Source organism: Delftia sp. ASV31, assembly GCF_016428765.1.
GTDB classification, from domain to species: Bacteria; Pseudomonadota; Gammaproteobacteria; order Burkholderiales; family Burkholderiaceae_C; genus Comamonas; species Comamonas acidovorans.
Window position 1 is genome coordinate 1 of record NZ_JAELTK010000107.1, and the last position, 16,708, is coordinate 16,708.

Here is a 16,708-nt window from a genome sequence, read left to right on the forward strand (position 1 = left end):
GCCCAGCCCACAGGCCGTCGGCTGCGGCGCCGGGCTGGATCTGGTCCAGTTCCTCGCGCAGGCCCCGGATGCGCACCAGGGCGGCCAGGTCGTCGGCCACGCGCGGCTCGCCCGCGCCTTCGATGGTGGCCTCCAGCGCCGCGCGCACCTTGCGCCGGCCCAGCCAGGACAGCGGCCACAAGGACTTGCCGGCCCTGGCCCATTCGCGCTGCAGCTGCGAGACATTGAGCTGGCCCACGCCCGCGCCGTACTTGACGGACAGGCCCTGGCGCAGCGCCGCGATCTCGTCGATGCACTGCAGGCCGCGCTCCAGCTCGTCGCCCAAGGCCACGGGCCAGGGGGTGCCCAGCCCGGCCTGCAGGCGCCGGCGCTGCGCCAGCAGGTCCAGCGCCTGGGCCAGGCGCGTCTGCAGCTCGGCCGGCCAGGGCGCCGGAATCTGTGCGGACAGATCACCGTGCTGCGCCAGCAGCTGCAGGCCCGATTGCAGGGATTCTCCAATGCGCGCGCCGTCAGGCAGCACGCAGAAAGCCAGGTTGCGGCCTGCGGCCGCAGGCAGCGCCCGTGCGATCACGCCCAGCGCCGAGCGCGCCTGGCGCCCCAGCGCCGGCCACTCGATGCGCAGCAGCCGGCCCAGCTGCTGCGCCGCCTCGGCAAAGCCCTGGCCTGCATCGTGCAGCGCCTGGGCGGCATCCACCATCTGCTGCTGCCAGCGCACGGACCAGTCGCTGGCCTGCACCGTGGCCAGCGGCCCGTCCTTCAGATGCTGCGCGCCCACGGCCTGGGCATTGGCCTGCAGGCGGCCCGCAGTCTCGCGCAAAAGGGCCAGGCCCGCTTCGTCATGGGCCTGGGGCGTGGGCCAGTGAAATCCCAAGCGCGGCAGCTCCTGGCCACCGGCCACGGCGCCAATGGCGCGGTAGATGGTCCAGCCGTTGGCGTGGCGCCGGTGCAGGCGCTGCACATAGGCCGACAGCTGCTCGCGCAGGCGGCCGAGCTGGCTGGCCTTGGCGGCCCAGGCCTCGGCATCCACCTGGCCATGCGAGTCCCAGGATTTCTGCAGCTGGCCCAGCACATCGAGCTTGCGGCTCTTGTTGGAGTGCAGCTCCAGGCAGAACTCGCCCAGGCCCACTTCGCGCAGGCGGCGGTAGACCACGTCCAGCGCGGCGATTTTCTCGGCCACGAAGAGCACGCGCTTGTCCTCGGCCAGGCACTGCGCGATCAGGTTGGCAATGGTCTGGCTCTTGCCCGTGCCCGGCGGGCCGATGAGCACGAAGTCCTTGCCGCGCGCAGCGGCCATCACGGCCGACAGCTGCGATGAATCGGCCGGCAGCGGGCTGAAGACCTGCTGCGGCGTGAACTCCTGGTCCAGCCGCCGCGTGTCGGGAAAGGCGATCTCCGAGCGATAGGGCTCGCGCGGCGTGTCGATCAGGTGGGCGACCACGGGCGAGCTGCGCAACTGGTCGGCGCGCTCGGCCAGGTCCTTCCACATCAGGTACTTGGCGAAGGAGAACATGGACAGCACCACGTCCTCGCTGACCTCCCAGCCGCGCACGTCCTTGATCGCCTCGCGCACGCGGGCCCAGATGCCGGTGATGTCCAGCCCGGCCTCGTCGCGCGGCAGGTCGCCTGCGGGCACGCCCAGCTCCAGCTGGAAGTCCTGGCGCAGCATCTCGACCAGCGTGGGGTTGAAGCGCGGCTCGTCCTCATGCGCCTGCAGCGTGAAGCCCGAACGCGCGCTCTTGCGCTCCAGCGTGACGGGCAGCAGGATCAGCGGCGCGCGCACGCGCACATCGGGCTTGTCGGGCCGGCTCCAGACCAGAAAGCCCAGGGCCACGAACAAGGTGTTGGCGCCGCCTTCCTGCAGCGCATTGCGCGCGCCGCGGAACAGCTCCACAAAGCGGCTGTCCAGCTCCAGCGGCTCCAGGTCGATGAAGACCTCGCGCCGCTGCAGCGCCTCTTCGGCGTGCGCGCCGTGCAGGTCTTCCAGGCTGCGCGCCTCGTGCAATGGCTGGCTGCGCGGATCCTTGCCCTGCATGAGCTCGGGGCTGGGCAGCAGCTTGAGCACCTGGCCCCGGGCCAGCGTGTCCTCCAGCGCGGGCGCGGCCACCTGCAGCAGCAGCGATTTCTTGCCGGGCTTGAAGTTGAGCAGCGCATTGCGCAGCGACAGGTCCAGCAGCCGGCGCTGCCAGCGCGCCAGCCTGTCCTTGGGATCGAGCTGGGAGGTGGGCACTTCGCGTGCCTGCGCCTGCGCCAGGAGTTCGGGCGGCGGCTCCACGGTGAGCCGTGGCTCGGCCTGGCCTTCGCCGGCCTCGGGCGCGGTGTCCTGCGGCTGGGCCAGCGCCAGCGGGCGGATGCGCTGCATGCGCGCGCGCCGCACGTCCACCAGCAGCTCGAACTGGTCCTCATGTTCTTCGGCCAGCTGGCGCGCCCCCTGGGCAATGGCCTGGCTGAAGGCCACGGCCTGGCCTTGCGCGGCCAGCGTGGTCTCGAAGACCACCAGCTCCTGCAGCTTGAGCCGCTTGCGCACGGCCGTGATGTCATCGACCACGGCGGTCGAGAATTCCTGCCTGCCCAGCCACAGGCCCACGAAGGCATGGCCGCGCGTGAAGACCAGCAGCGGGTTCAGGTGCGCCTGCTCCAGGCAGGAGGCGAACAGCAGCGTCAGGTCCAGGCAGGTGGCCAGGCCCGCATCCAGCACCTGGGTCGCGCCGCGTATCTTCTGGCCCGCATGCTCGAAGCTGGCCGGCGGCAGCGCGTAGTTGAGTTTCTTCTGGAGCACGGAAGTCCAGATGGCCGAGGCCAGTTCCCAGGCCCGCTGCGGCCCCTGTTCATAGCCGTTGATGGCGCCGGACTTGCCCGCCGCCTCCAGCGCCTGCGCCGCGCCCTTGAGGATACGGTCCACGGCCGGATCGTTGGGTTGCACGAAGGCCGTCACCATCTCGGGCAAATGCCCCAGGCCGCCCCACTGGTTGCGGGCCAGCAGTTCCAGCGGGTGTTCGTGCCGGGCCAGCAGCGTCTCTGCCGGCTGGCCGCTGCGCAGCTCCAGCCGCAGCACGGCAGGCTCGGCCTCGGTCAGGCGCGAGAGCAAGGCGCCGTCCAGCGCCACATCCAGGTCGGTCAGCGCATAGGTGCTGTGCGCGGCCACCGACTCCAGGCGCCAGGTGCGCGGCTTGATGAAGGCAGGCTCCGAGGCCAGGTGCAGGCTCAGCGCCTGCAGCGGCAGCTCGCCCTCGTTGACGATGGCCAGCTCCAGCAGCGCGGGCACGGCGTTCTGGAAGTCGGCGAGATTGAGCTTGGCGACGGTGCCGATGCGCAGCTGCGGGGCCGTCTGCGGCGCCTGGGCGGCGGCGGGGGCGGCATCTGCGGGGGAATCTCGGCGGGGGTCTTCTGTCATGCGCGGTAGTCCTTGGCTGGCCAGCAGGCGGCGGGAACTGTCGAAATCCCGTCATATTCCTGGCCCGACGATTGTCCGCTGCGAATGGGGCGCCGTGTCCGAGATGGGCGGTTTTCAGGGGTCACTGTCTGCAAAAAATGAGAGCAGGAAACCGGGCCGAGAGCGCCAATCCGCAGGGCCGGCCATCACTTCATCAATCACTTCATGTACGAGCGCATCACCGACAGCACCAGGTCCACGTCGTCTTCACGGGCCTGGCTGCCGGCCGTGCCATCGGCCAGATGGGTGCGGACATGGCCTTCGAGCACCTCGAAGATCATGCCGTTGACGGCGCCGCGCACGGCCGCCAGTTGCTGGAGGATGGCCGCGCAGTCGAGCTCGGCCTCGAGCGCGCGCTCCAGCGCCTGGGCCTGGCCCTGGATGCGGCGGATGCGCGTGAGCAAGCGCTTCTTGTTCTGAATCGTATGTGCCATGAGGGCCATTCTAGGCGCCTGCACATACTGGGGTACAGTATCTTCATGCGCAGCATTCCATCCCTCTCGACCGCTGGCGGCGCCAGCCCCAGGCAGCATTCACACCGCTTCGACGAAGGCAACCCGCTGGGCGAGCGCCGTGCCATGCTGGCTGCGGGGCTGACGGCGGCCATGATGGTCGGGGAGATCGCAGGCGGGTACGGATTCAACTCCATGGCGCTGCTGGCCGATGGCTGGCACATGGGATCGCACGCGCTGGCGCTGGGGCTCTCAGCTGGCGCCTATGCGGCCGCGCGCAGATTGGCGGGAGATACGCGCTTTGCCTTCGGCACCTGGAAGATCGAGGTGTTGGCCGGCTACACCAGCGCCATCTTGCTGCTGCTGGTGGCGGGCGGCATGGCCTGGCAGTCGGTGCAGCGCCTGTTCTCGCCCTCGCCCATCCACTACGAGCAGGCCCTGGGCGTGGCCGCGCTGGGCCTGCTGGTCAACCTGGTCTGCGCCTGGCTGCTGAAGGGCGGGCACGGGCATCACCATGGTCATGGGCATGGTCACGACCACGGACATCACCACGGGCACGGCAGGCATGCGCACGGCGGCCACGCGGGCGACAGCCATCACGGCGACCACGGTGACCATGACGACCACGGCGATCTCAACCTGCGCTCGGCCTACCTGCATGTGCTGGCCGATGCTGCCACCTCGGTGATGGCCATCGCCGCCCTGTTCGGCGGCATGGCCTGGGGCCTGGGTTGGCTGGACCCGGCCATGGGCCTGGCTGGCGCCGTGCTGGTGGCGGCATGGGCCCTGGGCCTGCTGCGCGACAGCAGCCGCGTGCTGCTGGACGCCGAGATGCACGTCCCCGTGGTGCGCGAGGTGCGTGAGGCCATCGCCCAGGCGCCGTTTGCCGCGCAGATCTCCGACCTGCATGTCTGGCGCGTGGGCAAGGCGCGCTACGCCTGCATCGTGGCGCTGGACGCGCCCGCAGGCGTGGACCCCGATGCCGTGCGCCAGCTGCTGGGCGTGCACGAGGAACTGGTCCACGTCACAGTGGAGGTCAACCGGCCGCAGCCGGCTGCGACACACTGAGCCTATTTCGCGCCGGCCACCGCAGCCTGGCGCGCACCGGGCTGCTTGAACAGCTTGAAGTACGGCGTGTTCGAGGGATTCACCGGGATGTCGAACTTGCGCACCATGGCATAGGTCTGGATCTGGTCGTGCAGCGGCAGGTAGATCAGCTCCTTTTGCACCGTGCTCCAGATGGAGTGGATGGTGGCATCGCGCTTGCGCGCATCGCCCTCGGAGGCCAGAGAGACGATCTGGCTGTCCAGCTCGGCATTGCTGTAGCGCGTGGCATTGGTGTTGCCCCGGCCGTTCTTGCCGCGCGTGTGCACCAGGTAGTCGAAGACATAGGCCGAGTCATAGGTGGGCACGCCCCAGCCGTAGAGGTAGAAATCCGTCTCCTGGTTGTTGATGGCCGCCGTCTGGATGGCCAGCGGCCGCGACGACACGGCGGTCTTCACGCCGATGCGGCCCAGAAAGCCGGCGATGGCCTGGCAGATGGCCTCGTCGTTCAGGTAGCGGTCGTTCGTGCAATGCAGGGTGATGCCGAAGCCGTTGGGGTAGCCGGCGTCGGCCAGCAGCTTCCTGGCCTGGACAAGGTCGGCCTTGCCCACGGCGCCAAAGGATTTCTCGTAGCCGTGCACAAAGGGCGGCGCAATGATGTTGGTGGGCACGGACAGGCCGCGCATCACGGCGCGCTGTATGGCCTGCCGGTCGATGGCCAGCTGGAAGGCCTGGCGCACGCGCAGGTCGGCCAGCGGGTTCTTGTCCTTCACATCGGAATGCGACAGCGGGGCGGCGCCCACGTTCAGGCCCAGGAAGATGGTGCGGTTCTCGGCGGCCTGGTTGATGCGAAAGCGCGGGTCGGCGCTCAGGCGCGCAATGTCCTGGATGGGCAGGTCCTGCACGAAGTCCACCTCGCCCGACAGCAGCGCCGCCACGCGCGTGGCCTGGGACTTGATGGGCAGGTAGACCAGTTCGTCGATCTCCAGCGGGAACAGCCCCTTGCCCCAGTAGCCGGGAAACTGCCGCAGCACGGTGCGCGTGTCCTGCTCGCGCGAGGCGATGACATAGGGCCCCGTGCCGTTGGCGTTGCGCGTGGCGTAGTTCTCTTCCTTGGCCAGCGCGTTCTGCGGCTGCTCGGCACCGTGGGCCTTGGCCCAGGCGGCGCTCAGGATCTGGATGTTGATGAGGCTGGCCGGCAGCAGCGGGTTGGGCCCGTTGGTCCTGATGTGCACGGTGAAGGCATCGACCTTGGTCACGTCGGTGATCGAGGTCAGCAGCGAGCGCATGTCCGAGGTGGCCGAGCGCGCGCGGCGCAGCGAGAACAGCACGTCGTCGGCCGTGAACAGGCTGCCGTCATGGAACTTCACGCCCTTGCGCAGCTTGAACTCCCAGACCGAGGGGTCGGCAGTCAGCGCCCAGGACGTGGCCAGGGTGGGCAGCAGCTTGCCATCGGCCGTGCGGATGATCAGCGGCTCGTAGATCTGGTGCAGCAGGTTGTGGTTGGGGCCGTTGTTCAGCGCATGCGGGTCCAGCGTGGATGCGTCGGTGGAGCGCGCCCAGCGCAGGGTTTCGGCCTGGGCGGGCGGTGCGCACAGCAGGGCTACGGCCAGGGCGGTAAGCAGTGCGGAAGTTCGCAGGGTGCGCAAGTGGGTGCGCAGCAGGGAAAGGCGAGGCAGGAAGCGTCTTTGGGTCATGAAGTGTCCTGGCAGCCGGAACAAGATCGCAGGAAGGCGGCGGCGGGTGCCGCGCCGGCTGCACCAGACGGCCGATTGTGTGGAGCCACCAGCCCGCCGCAAAGCCCGATTGCGCCTATGCAAATGCGCTGCGCGCAGATGCAAAGCGCTGCGACAGCAGGGCGTACAGCGCGCGCAGGCCCTGGGCCTCGCCGCCCCTGGGCCGGCCGGGGCGCTCCTCCAGATTCCAGGCGAACAGGTCCAGGTGCAGCCAGGGCAGCTCGGGCGGCACAAAGCTCTCCAGGAACAGCGCAGCCGTGATGGCGCCGCCCTGCGGCGTGCTGGCGGCGTTGAGCAGGTCGGCCTGGTCGGAGCGGAGCATGCGGCGGTACGGCGCCCACAGGGGCAGGCGCCACAGCGGGTCGGCCTGCGCGCGGCCCTGGGCCAGCAGCTCGTCGGCCCAGCCGTCATGGTTGCTGAACAGCGCGGGCAGGTCCGGCCCCAGCGCCGTGCGCGCAGCGCCCGTAAGCGTGGCCAGGTCGATCAGCAGCGCGGGCGGCGTGGGCGCGCTGCGAATGGCGTGGTGCAGCGCATCGGCCAGCAGGAGCCGGCCTTCGGCATCGGTGTTCTCGATCTCCACGCGCCGGCCGTCACCGGCCTCGATGATGTCACCGGGACGCAGCGCACCGGCACCCACGGCGTTCTCCACCGCAGGCACCAGCAGCTTCAGGTGGATGGGCAGGCCCGCCTGCATCAGCAGATCGGCCAGGGCCAGGGCGTGTGCGGCGCCGCCCATGTCCTTCTTCATCCAGCGCATGCCTGCGGCGGGCTTGAGGTCCAGCCCGCCGGAGTCAAAGCACACGCCCTTGCCTATGAGCACCACATGGGGCAGCGCGGCATCGCCCCAGGTCAGCTCGGCCACGCGCGGCGCCTGGGCCGCCGTCTGGGCCGCCCGGCCCACGGCGTGCACCAGGGCAAAGCCTGCGGCGGGCAGCTCGTCGCCCACCCATTGCCGGTAGCGCGCGCCATGGCGCGCGGCCAGGTCGGCCACGGCCTGGGCCAGCTGTTCGGGGCCCAGCTGGTTGGCAGGCAGGTTGACCAGCCGCCGCACCTCGCCAATGGCGGCGGCCATTGGCGCGACAGCGGCCTGCTCATCGGGGCTTGCCACCAACCGAGCGAGTGATAGAGCGAGTGATGGAGCGGTTGCCGCATCCGACTGCCGCGCCTGGCGGGTCGATGGCAGCGCGCCCAATGCCCAGCCCAGGAGCAGATGCGGCCTCTGAGCCTCATCCGCATCGGCGAGCGCATAGGTGCCGGGCGGCAGTGCAGCAGGCAAGCCGGCCAGCTGCCACAGCAGCTGGTCCGGGTCCACGCCGACCAGCACGGCAGCGAGGACAGTGCCATCGCCCTGCCCTTCCCTCTGCACTTCCCTCTGCACTTCAGCCTGCATGCCGGGCAACAGCAGGATGCGGCCCGGCTGCGCATCAAAGCCTGCGGCGCGCGCCCATCGGGCCTGGGCCGGGGGCAGTTGCTCCAGCACGGCCGCCAGAGTGGCGGGCGTGGCACGGTGCAAGGCCGTGGCGGGTTGGGATGAAATGGCAAAAGCGCCGGGGCGGGAATCGGAATGGACGGTTGTGACAGGGCTGGACATGGCGTGGTCAAAGCGCGCCAGCCTAAAGGCCAACCCGGCCATCGCAAACAAGCCTGCCGCATATGGATATGCGCAAACACCTGATGGAAGGCAGCGCCAGAGCACTGCCATCGACGGCACAGGCTGCATGCCATGGTGCCAACATATAATTAGCTGCCATACAATATGCCAGCATCACACCCGGCGCACAGCGCCTCAACCCCAGGAAACACCATGTCCCACTATTTGGTCGAGCTCTATTCCCCCAACCCCGCCTGGCTGGCCCTGCCCGCCGCGCAGCGCCAGCAGTTTCTGGAGGGGGTTGCCAGCGCCATGGGCGGCCTGGCTGCCATGGGCGTGCAGGTGCTGGCCCTGGCCGAGACCGAGAGCGGCCTGGACCAGGCCAGCCCGCACCGCTTCCTGGGCATCTGGCGCTTTCCCGATACCACCGCGCGCGATGCCCTGCTGGCGGGCATCAAGGCCAGCGGCTGGTACGGCTACTTCGACCATGTGAACGCGGCCAGCGGCACCGGTGGCCTGGAAAGCCATCTGAAGGCGCTGGCCGAGGCCTGAGGCGGACGGGCCATGGGTGCTGGATGGGTGCTGTATGGGTGCTGTATGGGTGATGCAGCGCCGGCCCTACGGCTGAATCGGACACCCCAGACGCTTGAGCGTCTCGTCTATCCATGGCGCGCTGTAGGTGCCGGCAGCGATGTCGGCCACCATCCTGGCCTCAACCACCTGCTTCCCGAGTGCTGCATCCAGCAAGGCCTGCGCCTGCGCATGCGGTACGCACAGCAATCCATCGTCGTCGCCAATCATGAGGTCACCGGGCTCGATCACCATGCCATCGATGGCGATAGGCACATTGATTTCGCCCGGGCCGTCCTTGTAGGGTCCGCGGTGCGTGACGCCTGCGGCGAATACCGGGAAGCTGCCAGCACGAATCCATGCGGCGTCCCGGATCGCGCCATTGATCACGATCCCGCCCAGCTGGCGACGCATGGCGTCTCCCACCATGATTTCTCCGATGAGTGCGTTGGTGAGGTCGCCCCCCGCATCCACCACGATCACGTCACCTGGGCTGGCCAGTTGAAGTGCCTTGTGGAGCATGAGGTTGTCGCCCGGGCGTGTCTTGATGGTCAGCGCGGGGCCGGCCATGCGCCCGCCGCCGTGCATGGGGCGCAACCGCGCGCCGCCCGCCGTCATGCGGGCCATGCAGTCGCTGACGTTGGCAACAGGCACGTCGAGATAGCGCCTGGCAATATCAAGGCTGACAGCGCGTTGCCGCTTCAGAATTTGAAGACCGATCATGGTGTGGTTCTCAGAGTGGATGGAATGAAAGCCGTGCCGCTCAATCGAGCGTGGTGCCAGAGCTCTTGACGATGGGTGCCAGGCGTGCGCGGTCGCTGGCGTAGAGCCTGGCCATGTCCTGCGGTGTGCCGGTGATGAGTTCGGCGCCGGAGTCGGCGATCTTCCTGGCCGTGTCGGGTGCGTTCACCACCTTGTTGATGGCCTCGTTGAGCTGCTTGACGATGGCGTCGGAGGTGCCGGCCGGGGCCATCACGCCCCACACGCTGGCCAGCTCCACGCCCTTGATGCCGGATTCGGTGTAGGTCGGCACGTCGGGCAGCAGCTTGGAGCGGCTCGCGGTGGTCACGCCGATGGCGCGCACCTTGCCCGACTGGATGTGCGACAGCAGCGTGGGGACGGAGCCCATGTACATGTCGATGCGCCCGCCCAGCAGGTCGGGCATGGCCTGCGCCATGCCGCGAAACGGCACGTGGGTGAACTTCACATTCGAGCTTTTCTGCCAGGCCTCGCTGATGAGGTGCGAAATGGTGCCGGTGCCCGGCGTGGCAAAGCTCAGGCGCCCGGGGTCCTTCTTCGCCGCCTGGACGATGTCGTCCAGGGACTTGTACGGCGAATCGGCATTCACCACGAGCACGGCCGGGCCGGCCGCGACCAGGGCCACGGCGCGCAGGTCCTTGTCGGGGTTGTAGGTGAGCTTGGAGTACAGCAGCGGGTTGAGCACCACGTTGTCGGTCTGCGCCATCACCAGGGTCAGGCCGTCGGCGGGGGCCTTGGCCACCTGGTCCAGAGCCAGGTTGCCACCGGCACCGGGCTTGTTCTCCACCACGATGGCCCACCCATGGGCCTCGGTGAGCTTGGTGCCGACCAGCCGCGTGAGGTTGTCGGTGCCGCCACCGGCCGGAAAGGGCACGATGAACCTGATGGGCTGCTGCGGATAGGTGCCCTGGGCATGGGCCGGGGCCATGGCGGCAGCGGTCAGTGCCAGCAGGCCGGCGAGGGCCAGGCGGCGTCGGGTCGGGGTCGTCATTGCGGATGTCTCCTTTGGTGGTGTCGGTTGGCGCAGGGGTACGTTGATCAGGCTTAGCTGGCGAGCACGTGGCTGCCCAGCCAATCGATGGCCTCGTCGGTGGAGGTGCCGGTGAACGGTTGGGCCGCATGCGCCCGGGCCGTGGCGGCGAACAGCGCCTCGACGGCGGGCGAGGCGATGGGCGACAGGCCGTTGCGGGCCATCTGCTGCCGGGCCTCGGCCACCTCGTTGCGGCGGCGTGCGGAATGCGGGATGTGCGTGCGCACCATGGACTCCATCAGCGTGCGCAGCGGTGTCTCGTCGATGTCCTGCAGCACGGCATGCAGCTGCTCGCGCAGGCCCATCTGCTGGGCCGTCACCAGGCACTCCACGGCCAGTGCCTCGGTCCCCTTGGTGTAGATGCTGCGCAGGAGCTTGAGCGCGGCGGCATCGCCCGGCTGTCCGCCCACCACGCGAACCGAGCCACCAAGGGGCAAGAACAATTCCTGTACAAAACCGGCCTTGCCACCGGCCACGAGCAGCGGCGTCCTCCTGCCGCCCAGGTTGACCGCGCCGGTGATGGCCACGTCCACGAAGTGCACCGCCCTGCCCTGGGCGACGCGCCGGGCCAGCTCGCCGCATTCGCGCATCTCCTGCGGGTCGGCCGTGGTCATGTCCACATAGACCACGCCCTCGCGCAGATGGCGCAGATGGGGCAGGCAGGCCTCGAACAGGCTGCGCGCCACGGTGCCGAACACGGCGCTCACCACCACGTCGGCCTCGGCCAGCCAGGCACCGGGCGCGGTATGCACCTGCGCACCAGCGGCCTGCACGGCGTCGGCCACCGCAGCGTTGGGCTGCAGGTCGCACAGGCCCACCAGGCTGTGCCCCTGCTCCACAAAGGCCTGCATGTAGCAGGCGCCGACCATTCCACCACCCAGTATTGCGAACTTCATAAAAGTACAAATTTAAAACATTGAGCGCAGTCTATGGAGTGCACCTGCGATCCATTCATAGAGATTTCCCGTAGAACTGCGGACATTTGTACTTGTTTTGTATTTTTCCGAATGAAGCGCAGCGCAGCGAGTCCCTCCGTCGTCACCTAGAATCGGCGCACCATCCCCACCCACCTGGTGCAAACACAGTGCAAAACGTGAAAGACAAGGCGTACGAGGTTCTGCGGCAGCGGCTCATCGGCGGCCACTACCGACCCGGCGAACAGCTCAAGGAGGAGCCCATTGCCCGCGACCTGGGACTGAGCCGCACGCCGGTGCGCAATGCGCTGCACCGCCTGGTGGAAGATGGCCTGGCCACCGATGGCGCGGGCCAGGGTATCCGCGTGTCGGAGTGGAGCGATTGGGATGTGGAGGAGACCTTCCAGCTGCGCATGCTGCTGGAGCCGTACGCCTCGTTCCTCGCGGCCACGCGCGGCGGCGAGGGGCTGGCCGATGAGCTGGAGGCCAGCAACCAGCGCATGGAGGCCGGCATTGCCGCTGGCCACGACGGCATTGGCGAGGTGCAGTCAGCCAACCGGGATTTTCACCACGCGCTGATCGAGGCATCGGGCTCGCCGCGCCTCAAGACCATGCTGGCGACGATGATCGACATGCCGATCATCAAGCGGTCGTTCTACATCTACACGCCCGAAGAGCTGGTGCAAAGCCTGCACCACCACTGCGACCTGGTGATCGCCATACGTGCCAGGGATGGGGAGCTGGCACGCCAGGTGATGCAGCTGCACCTGCGCATGTCCTACCACCGGTTCATGAAGCATCGGGGGGAATACCGCGCGGATGCGTGAACAGTGTCATGACCGGGGCTGAACCCTTTGCGCTGACCGCACGCGGTACAGCCACGGCAGCCAGACAAAGGCGATGAGGACCAGCACAACGCCCGCCAGCGCCATGGGCAACACCATAGGCCAGGCACCGTGGCGCATCGTCGGATCGACAAATTGCGCCGCCAGCTGGCCGGCGCAGAAGGCCACGCACATGATCGCGAAGCCCGAACACGACACGGCCCGCCCGGCCAGCTGCGGCGGCAGGCCACCCACCGCGCCCGCCTGGCCGCAAGGCTGGTGCAGGCCATGGCCCAGTGCATACACCGCGTGCCCCAGCAGCAGTGGAACGGGCGAGGCCGGCGCCAGCACGCAGCCGGCGATCTGGATGCACGGCCCCAGCAGACTGAGCGAAGCGCCCAGCTGCACCGTGCGCACCGGCCCGTGGCGCGACAGCAGGCGCCGGCACCATGTGATGCCCAGGATGTAGACCAGCGAGCCGCCCGCTGGAATCCAGCCGTAGAGCACGGGCGACAGGCCGAACAGGTCGACGTACACCATCGGCGACAGCAGCAAAAAGCAGAAGATGCCGCCGTAGGTGGCTGCGGCCAGTGCCGTCCAGGCGCAAAAGCCGGGGTCGGCGATCACCTGGCGCACACCGCCAGCGGATACGGATACGGGTACGAGGACCGGGGAAGACGCCGCTGGCGCTTGCCGCGTCTCGCTGAAAGTGCGCCAGCACAGTGCCAGCAAAGCCAGCGAGTAGACGCCCATCGCCACCAGCACCCAGCGCCAGCCGGTGGCCTGAACTCCCCATGCACCGGCAATCGGCGCCACCAGGGCCACCAGCCCCAGGCCCATCAGGCCGCGGGCCATGATGCGCGGCCCTTCATGGGCCGGATACAGGTCGCGCACCGCAGCCCGTGCGCACACCAGAATGGCAGCCATGGCCGCGCCCTGCACGGCGCGCCAGGCCACCAGTGCGTCCGCGCTGCCCGCCAGCGCACAGCCTGCCGCCGCTGCCGTGTAGCAGGCCAACCCCGTCAGCAGCACGGGCCGGCGCCCGAAACGGTCTGCCAGCGGCCCGCACACCAGCTGGGCGACACCGAAGGCCAGCATGAACACGGTCAGGCTGCTGCTGGCCGAGCCCAGGTCGCGCGCGATCTCGGGCAACGCCGGCAGATAGCCATCGGTGGCGACCGGCTGCGCGGCCAGCAGCAGCGGCAGCAGCAGGAGGAAGGAAACGGAGCGGCGCGGGCCGGAATCGGCGAAGTTCATCTCAATGAAGCCTGGTCACGGCATGCAGCGCGTCGAGCGAGGGAGTTCGAAGGACGATACATGGCCTGTTGCGCGCCATGCATCCTATGCGACGGCGGACAGCACGGCCCGCAGGCCCAGCAGATAGCTGTCCGCGCCGAAGCCGCAGATCTGGCCCCGGGCGATGCCGGCAAACACCGAGTGGTGGCGGAAGGGCTCGCGCGCATGGATGTTGCTCATGTGGATCTCCACCACGGGCACGGTGAGCATGGCCAGCGCGTCGCGGATGCCGTAGCTGTAGTGCGTCCAGGCGCCGGCGTTGATGAGCACGCCATCGACGCCGTCCCGAAAGCCCTGGTGGATGCGATCGCACATGGCGCCTTCGCAATTGGTCTGGAAGCTGTCCACCTCGCAGCCCAGCTGGCTGCCCAGGCTGCGCAGCGAGGCGTCGATCTCGGCCAGCGTGACCGTGCCGTATTGGGCGGGGTCGCGCTGGCCGAACATGTTGTGGTTGATGCCGTGCAGCATCAGGATCTTTTTCATGGAGGCTCCGTGGCTTGATGTCATGGATGGAGGATGGCGCGCCGGTGGTGTCCGGGTCACGCCGTGGTGTCGATGGCGGCGCCCATGCGGGCAGCCTCTGCAATGGCCTCGGTGATCTGCAGGTTGCGCAGGCCGTCGTGCACGCTGACCAGGGGCTGCGCCAGGCCGCGCGCCACCTGCGCGAAATGCGCCATCTGGCGCACCAGCGGGTCTTCGCGCTCCACGGCGGCCACATCCAGGTCGAAGGGCTCATTCCAGGAGCGCTGGCCGGCCGATGCATAGGTCTTCAGCCGCATGCTCGGTATGGCCAGCGAGCCGAAGGTGCCCGCCACCAGGTAGCAGTCTTCGTCCTCATAGCTGGCATAGGCCTTGTTCTCCTGCGAGGTCTGCTCCCAGCTGCGCGCGCTGGCGGCCGTGTCCGAAAGCACAAAGCTGCCCAGCGCACCGCTGGCAAAGCGCAGGTTGATGGCCACCGTGTCTTCCACGGCAAAACCGCGCGTGGCATGCGAGGCGAAGGCCTGCACGGCCACGATGTCGCCGCACAGCATGCGCAGGTTGTGGACCTCGTGGATCATGTTGAGCAGGATGGGGCCGCCACCGGCCTCGCGGCGCCAGGGGCCTTCCTCGAAATAGGCGTCCGGCTTGTAGAACAGGGCCGTGCCGGTCACGGCCACCAGGCGGCCCAGCCGCCCCTGGGCGATGAGGGCTGCGGCCCGCGCCATGATCGGGCTGTGGGCGCGGTGGTGGCCCACCAGCACGCGGGCGCCGCTGCGCTCGGCCAGCGCGGCCAGGCGCTGCGTCTCGGCAACGGTGGCGGTGACGGGCTTTTCCAGCAGGATGGGCAGGCGCGCATGCATGCACTGCGCCGCCTGCGGGGCATGCAGGCGGTTGGGCGTGGCCAGCACCACGGCGTCGGGCCGGTCATGGGCGATCAGCTCGCCCAGGTCGCGCCACAGCGGCACTCCGGCCCTTTGGGCAAGCTCCCGGGCTGCGGGCGCCGGGTCCACGATGGCGGACAGGCGGCAATCCGCCTGGGCCCCGATGGCGGCGATATGCGCCTGGCCGATCGCGCCGGCGCCGGCCACGGCAATGCGAAGCGGGTGCAGCTGTGCCATGGCATGCCCCCTCAGAAGCGGTGCAGCACGCCCAGCTGCACGCCCTTGATGGTGCGGCCGTTGACGTCGTCGGCCGATGTGAAGTTGGGCTTCATGCCGCCGGAGGCCGCCAGCCTAAAGCCCGCATTGCGGTCGTTCTTCAACTGCTCGGCCACCGCGTAGAGCATGGTGCGCTTGGACAGGTCGTAGTAGGCCGCGACCGCGCCGCCCGATGCGCCGCGCCCGCTGTCCGAGCCATCCTGTATGCGGCCCCACAGCGCGCCCACGCGCAGCTGCGGCGTCACGCGGTAGTCGGCCGACAGCTGCCAGACGCGGTAGAAGCGGCGCACATCGGCATTCGTGCCCGCCACCAGCCCGCCCACATTGCCCAGCACCGTGCCTGTGTTGTTGCCCGCCGAGCCTGCCGTGCTGTTGTTGGACCGCACAAAGGCCAGCTGGACCTTGCCCTTGCCGTAGTCGTAGTTGGCGTAGAGGTTGTCGTAGCGGACTGCGTCGGTATAGGCCGCGCTCTGCGGCGCACGCGCATACAACCCGGCATAGCCCACGCGGTAGGGGCCGTTCAGGTAGTCCAGGCCCAGCTGGTAGATGGCCTGGCGCGCTGGAGCACCGGTCTCGGCCATGGCGTAGTGGGCCTCGAACAGGAAGCCGGCCACGCGCGGCGAGGTGTAGGAGATGTCGTTGTCGAAGCGCGAGGGCACGCCGAAGTTGTTGACCATCGATCCCAACGTGCGCGAGGTGAAGTCGATGTAGTCGCCGCGCCCGAAGATCACGGTGTTCTGCCGACCCAGCCGCACCTCGCCCCAGCCGCCGCCCAGGCCCACCCAGCTTTGGCGGTCGAAGCCGCGCGTGCTGTCGGCCTGCGTGCCGTTGTCGGCGTTGATGCCCATCTCCAGCTGGAACTTCGCGTACAGGCCACCACCCAGGTCTTCCTGACCGCGAAAGCCCAGGCGGCTGCGCAGCAGGGCGCCGTCCTCCAGCGTGGTCATGGATGCGCCCGAGCTGCTGCGCATGTGGTTGATGTACTGGTCCACGCTGCCGTAGATGGTGACCGAGGACTGGGCGTGGGCACCCGCGCCCCAGGCGCCCAGCACGGTGGTCAGGGCCAGGATGCGAAGGGCCCCGCGCTGCGGCACTCGCGGTGTCTGGTGCATTTGCTGTTGCATGGTCTTGTCTCCTTCTCTGTGAAAAATGCTTTTTCGGGCGTGGCTGCGCCCTGCCCTGGACGCATTCAGGGCCGGTTGTCTGTCGGCTGGATCAGTAGGAGATGTGCGCGGTGGCGCGCAGCTCGTCGGGCGTGGCGCTGCCGAAGCCGAAGAATTCGAGGTAGGCGGGAATCATCTCGAACAGCATGTCCGTGCCCACCTGGAAGTCGCAGCCCTTGTCTCGCACGGCGCGCAGCAGGGGCGTGAACTCGGACTTCATCACCACCTCGCCCACAAAGGTGGTGGGCGCAATGCGCTGTAC

The 16,708-nt window shown here is 68.7% G+C and carries 14 protein-coding genes and 1 pseudogene; 3 read left to right on the forward strand and 12 right to left on the reverse strand.

Translation table 11 applies throughout. The features are described from left to right. On the reverse strand, positions 1-3,391 hold a 3,391-nt coding region (locus JHD82_RS25790), incomplete at its 3' end, for a DUF4011 domain-containing protein (RefSeq protein WP_199139529.1). 197 nt (positions 3,392-3,588) lie between these two features. Continuing rightward, on the reverse strand, positions 3,589-3,864 hold the full coding sequence (locus JHD82_RS25795) for a metal/formaldehyde-sensitive transcriptional repressor (protein WP_374191662.1): 276 nt from the start codon (positions 3,862-3,864) through the stop codon (positions 3,589-3,591). 45 nt (positions 3,865-3,909) lie between these two features. Between JHD82_RS25795 and dmeF the strand changes: the two genes are divergently transcribed. Continuing rightward, positions 3,910-4,950 (forward strand): CDF family Co(II)/Ni(II) efflux transporter DmeF, encoded by a 1,041-nt coding sequence (gene dmeF, locus JHD82_RS25800; RefSeq protein ID WP_199139533.1) that lies wholly within the window; start codon positions 3,910-3,912, stop codon positions 4,948-4,950. Positions 4,951-4,952: 2 nt separating this feature from the next. Here dmeF and JHD82_RS25805 read toward each other — a convergent pair whose 3' ends face one another. Both JHD82_RS25805 and JHD82_RS25810 read right to left on the reverse strand, forming a co-directional pair. After that, a complete protein-coding gene (locus JHD82_RS25805; RefSeq protein WP_199139535.1) occupies positions 4,953-6,623 on the reverse strand; it encodes an ABC transporter substrate-binding protein in 1,671 nt (556 codons plus the stop codon). A 115-nt stretch (positions 6,624-6,738) separates the two neighbouring features. Continuing rightward, positions 6,739-8,175: a M17 family metallopeptidase gene (locus JHD82_RS25810; RefSeq protein WP_233174890.1), complete on the reverse strand. Its 1,437-nt coding sequence runs from the start codon at positions 8,173-8,175 to the stop codon at positions 6,739-6,741. A gap of 291 nt (positions 8,176-8,466) precedes the next feature. Between JHD82_RS25810 and JHD82_RS25815 the strand changes: the two genes are divergently transcribed. Beyond that, positions 8,467-8,805, forward strand: a complete 339-nt coding sequence (locus JHD82_RS25815; protein ID WP_199139539.1) for a DUF6616 family protein — start codon at positions 8,467-8,469, stop codon at positions 8,803-8,805. 66 nt (positions 8,806-8,871) lie between these two features. On the opposite strand, the gene JHD82_RS25820 is transcribed toward JHD82_RS25815, so the two are convergent. From JHD82_RS25820 to JHD82_RS25830, 3 genes are read right to left on the reverse strand one after another with little or no spacing between them, the layout of a single operon-like run. Then, on the reverse strand, positions 8,872-9,546 hold the full coding sequence (locus JHD82_RS25820) for an RraA family protein (RefSeq protein ID WP_034395703.1): 675 nt from the start codon (positions 9,544-9,546) through the stop codon (positions 8,872-8,874). Positions 9,547-9,586: 40 nt separating this feature from the next. Further along, positions 9,587-10,573 (reverse strand): tripartite tricarboxylate transporter substrate binding protein, encoded by a 987-nt coding sequence (locus tag JHD82_RS25825; protein ID WP_199139541.1) that lies wholly within the window; start codon positions 10,571-10,573, stop codon positions 9,587-9,589. A gap of 53 nt (positions 10,574-10,626) precedes the next feature. Next, entirely contained in the window at positions 10,627-11,508 is an 882-nt protein-coding gene (locus tag JHD82_RS25830; RefSeq protein WP_199139543.1) for an NAD(P)-dependent oxidoreductase, read from the reverse strand. A 188-nt stretch (positions 11,509-11,696) separates the two neighbouring features. Between JHD82_RS25830 and JHD82_RS25835 the strand changes: the two genes are divergently transcribed. Beyond that, positions 11,697-12,353, forward strand: coding sequence for a GntR family transcriptional regulator (locus JHD82_RS25835; protein ID WP_012206234.1), 657 nt, complete (start codon positions 11,697-11,699; stop codon positions 12,351-12,353). A 6-nt stretch (positions 12,354-12,359) separates the two neighbouring features. Here the strand turns inward: JHD82_RS25835 and JHD82_RS25840 are convergent, their stop codons facing one another. From JHD82_RS25840 to JHD82_RS25860, 5 genes and pseudogenes are all read right to left on the reverse strand, one after another. Continuing rightward, positions 12,360-13,607 (reverse strand): MFS transporter, encoded by a 1,248-nt coding sequence (locus JHD82_RS25840; RefSeq protein ID WP_199139545.1) that lies wholly within the window; start codon positions 13,605-13,607, stop codon positions 12,360-12,362. Between the two features lie 84 nt (positions 13,608-13,691). Further along, on the reverse strand, positions 13,692-14,129 hold the full coding sequence (gene aroQ / locus JHD82_RS25845; protein ID WP_199139546.1) for a type II 3-dehydroquinate dehydratase: 438 nt from the start codon (positions 14,127-14,129) through the stop codon (positions 13,692-13,694). Positions 14,130-14,185: 56 nt separating this feature from the next. Continuing rightward, positions 14,186-15,244 (reverse strand): Gfo/Idh/MocA family protein, encoded by a 1,059-nt coding sequence (locus JHD82_RS25850; RefSeq protein ID WP_199139548.1) that lies wholly within the window; start codon positions 15,242-15,244, stop codon positions 14,186-14,188. An 11-nt stretch (positions 15,245-15,255) separates the two neighbouring features. Then, positions 15,256-16,407 carry a porin gene (locus JHD82_RS25855; RefSeq protein WP_071956252.1) on the reverse strand — a complete coding sequence of 384 codons (1,152 nt, stop codon included), beginning with the start codon at positions 16,405-16,407 and terminating at the stop codon, positions 15,256-15,258. A 91-nt stretch (positions 16,408-16,498) separates the two neighbouring features. After that, positions 16,499-16,708: pseudogene (locus JHD82_RS25860) on the reverse strand (shikimate dehydrogenase); the annotation flags it as partial.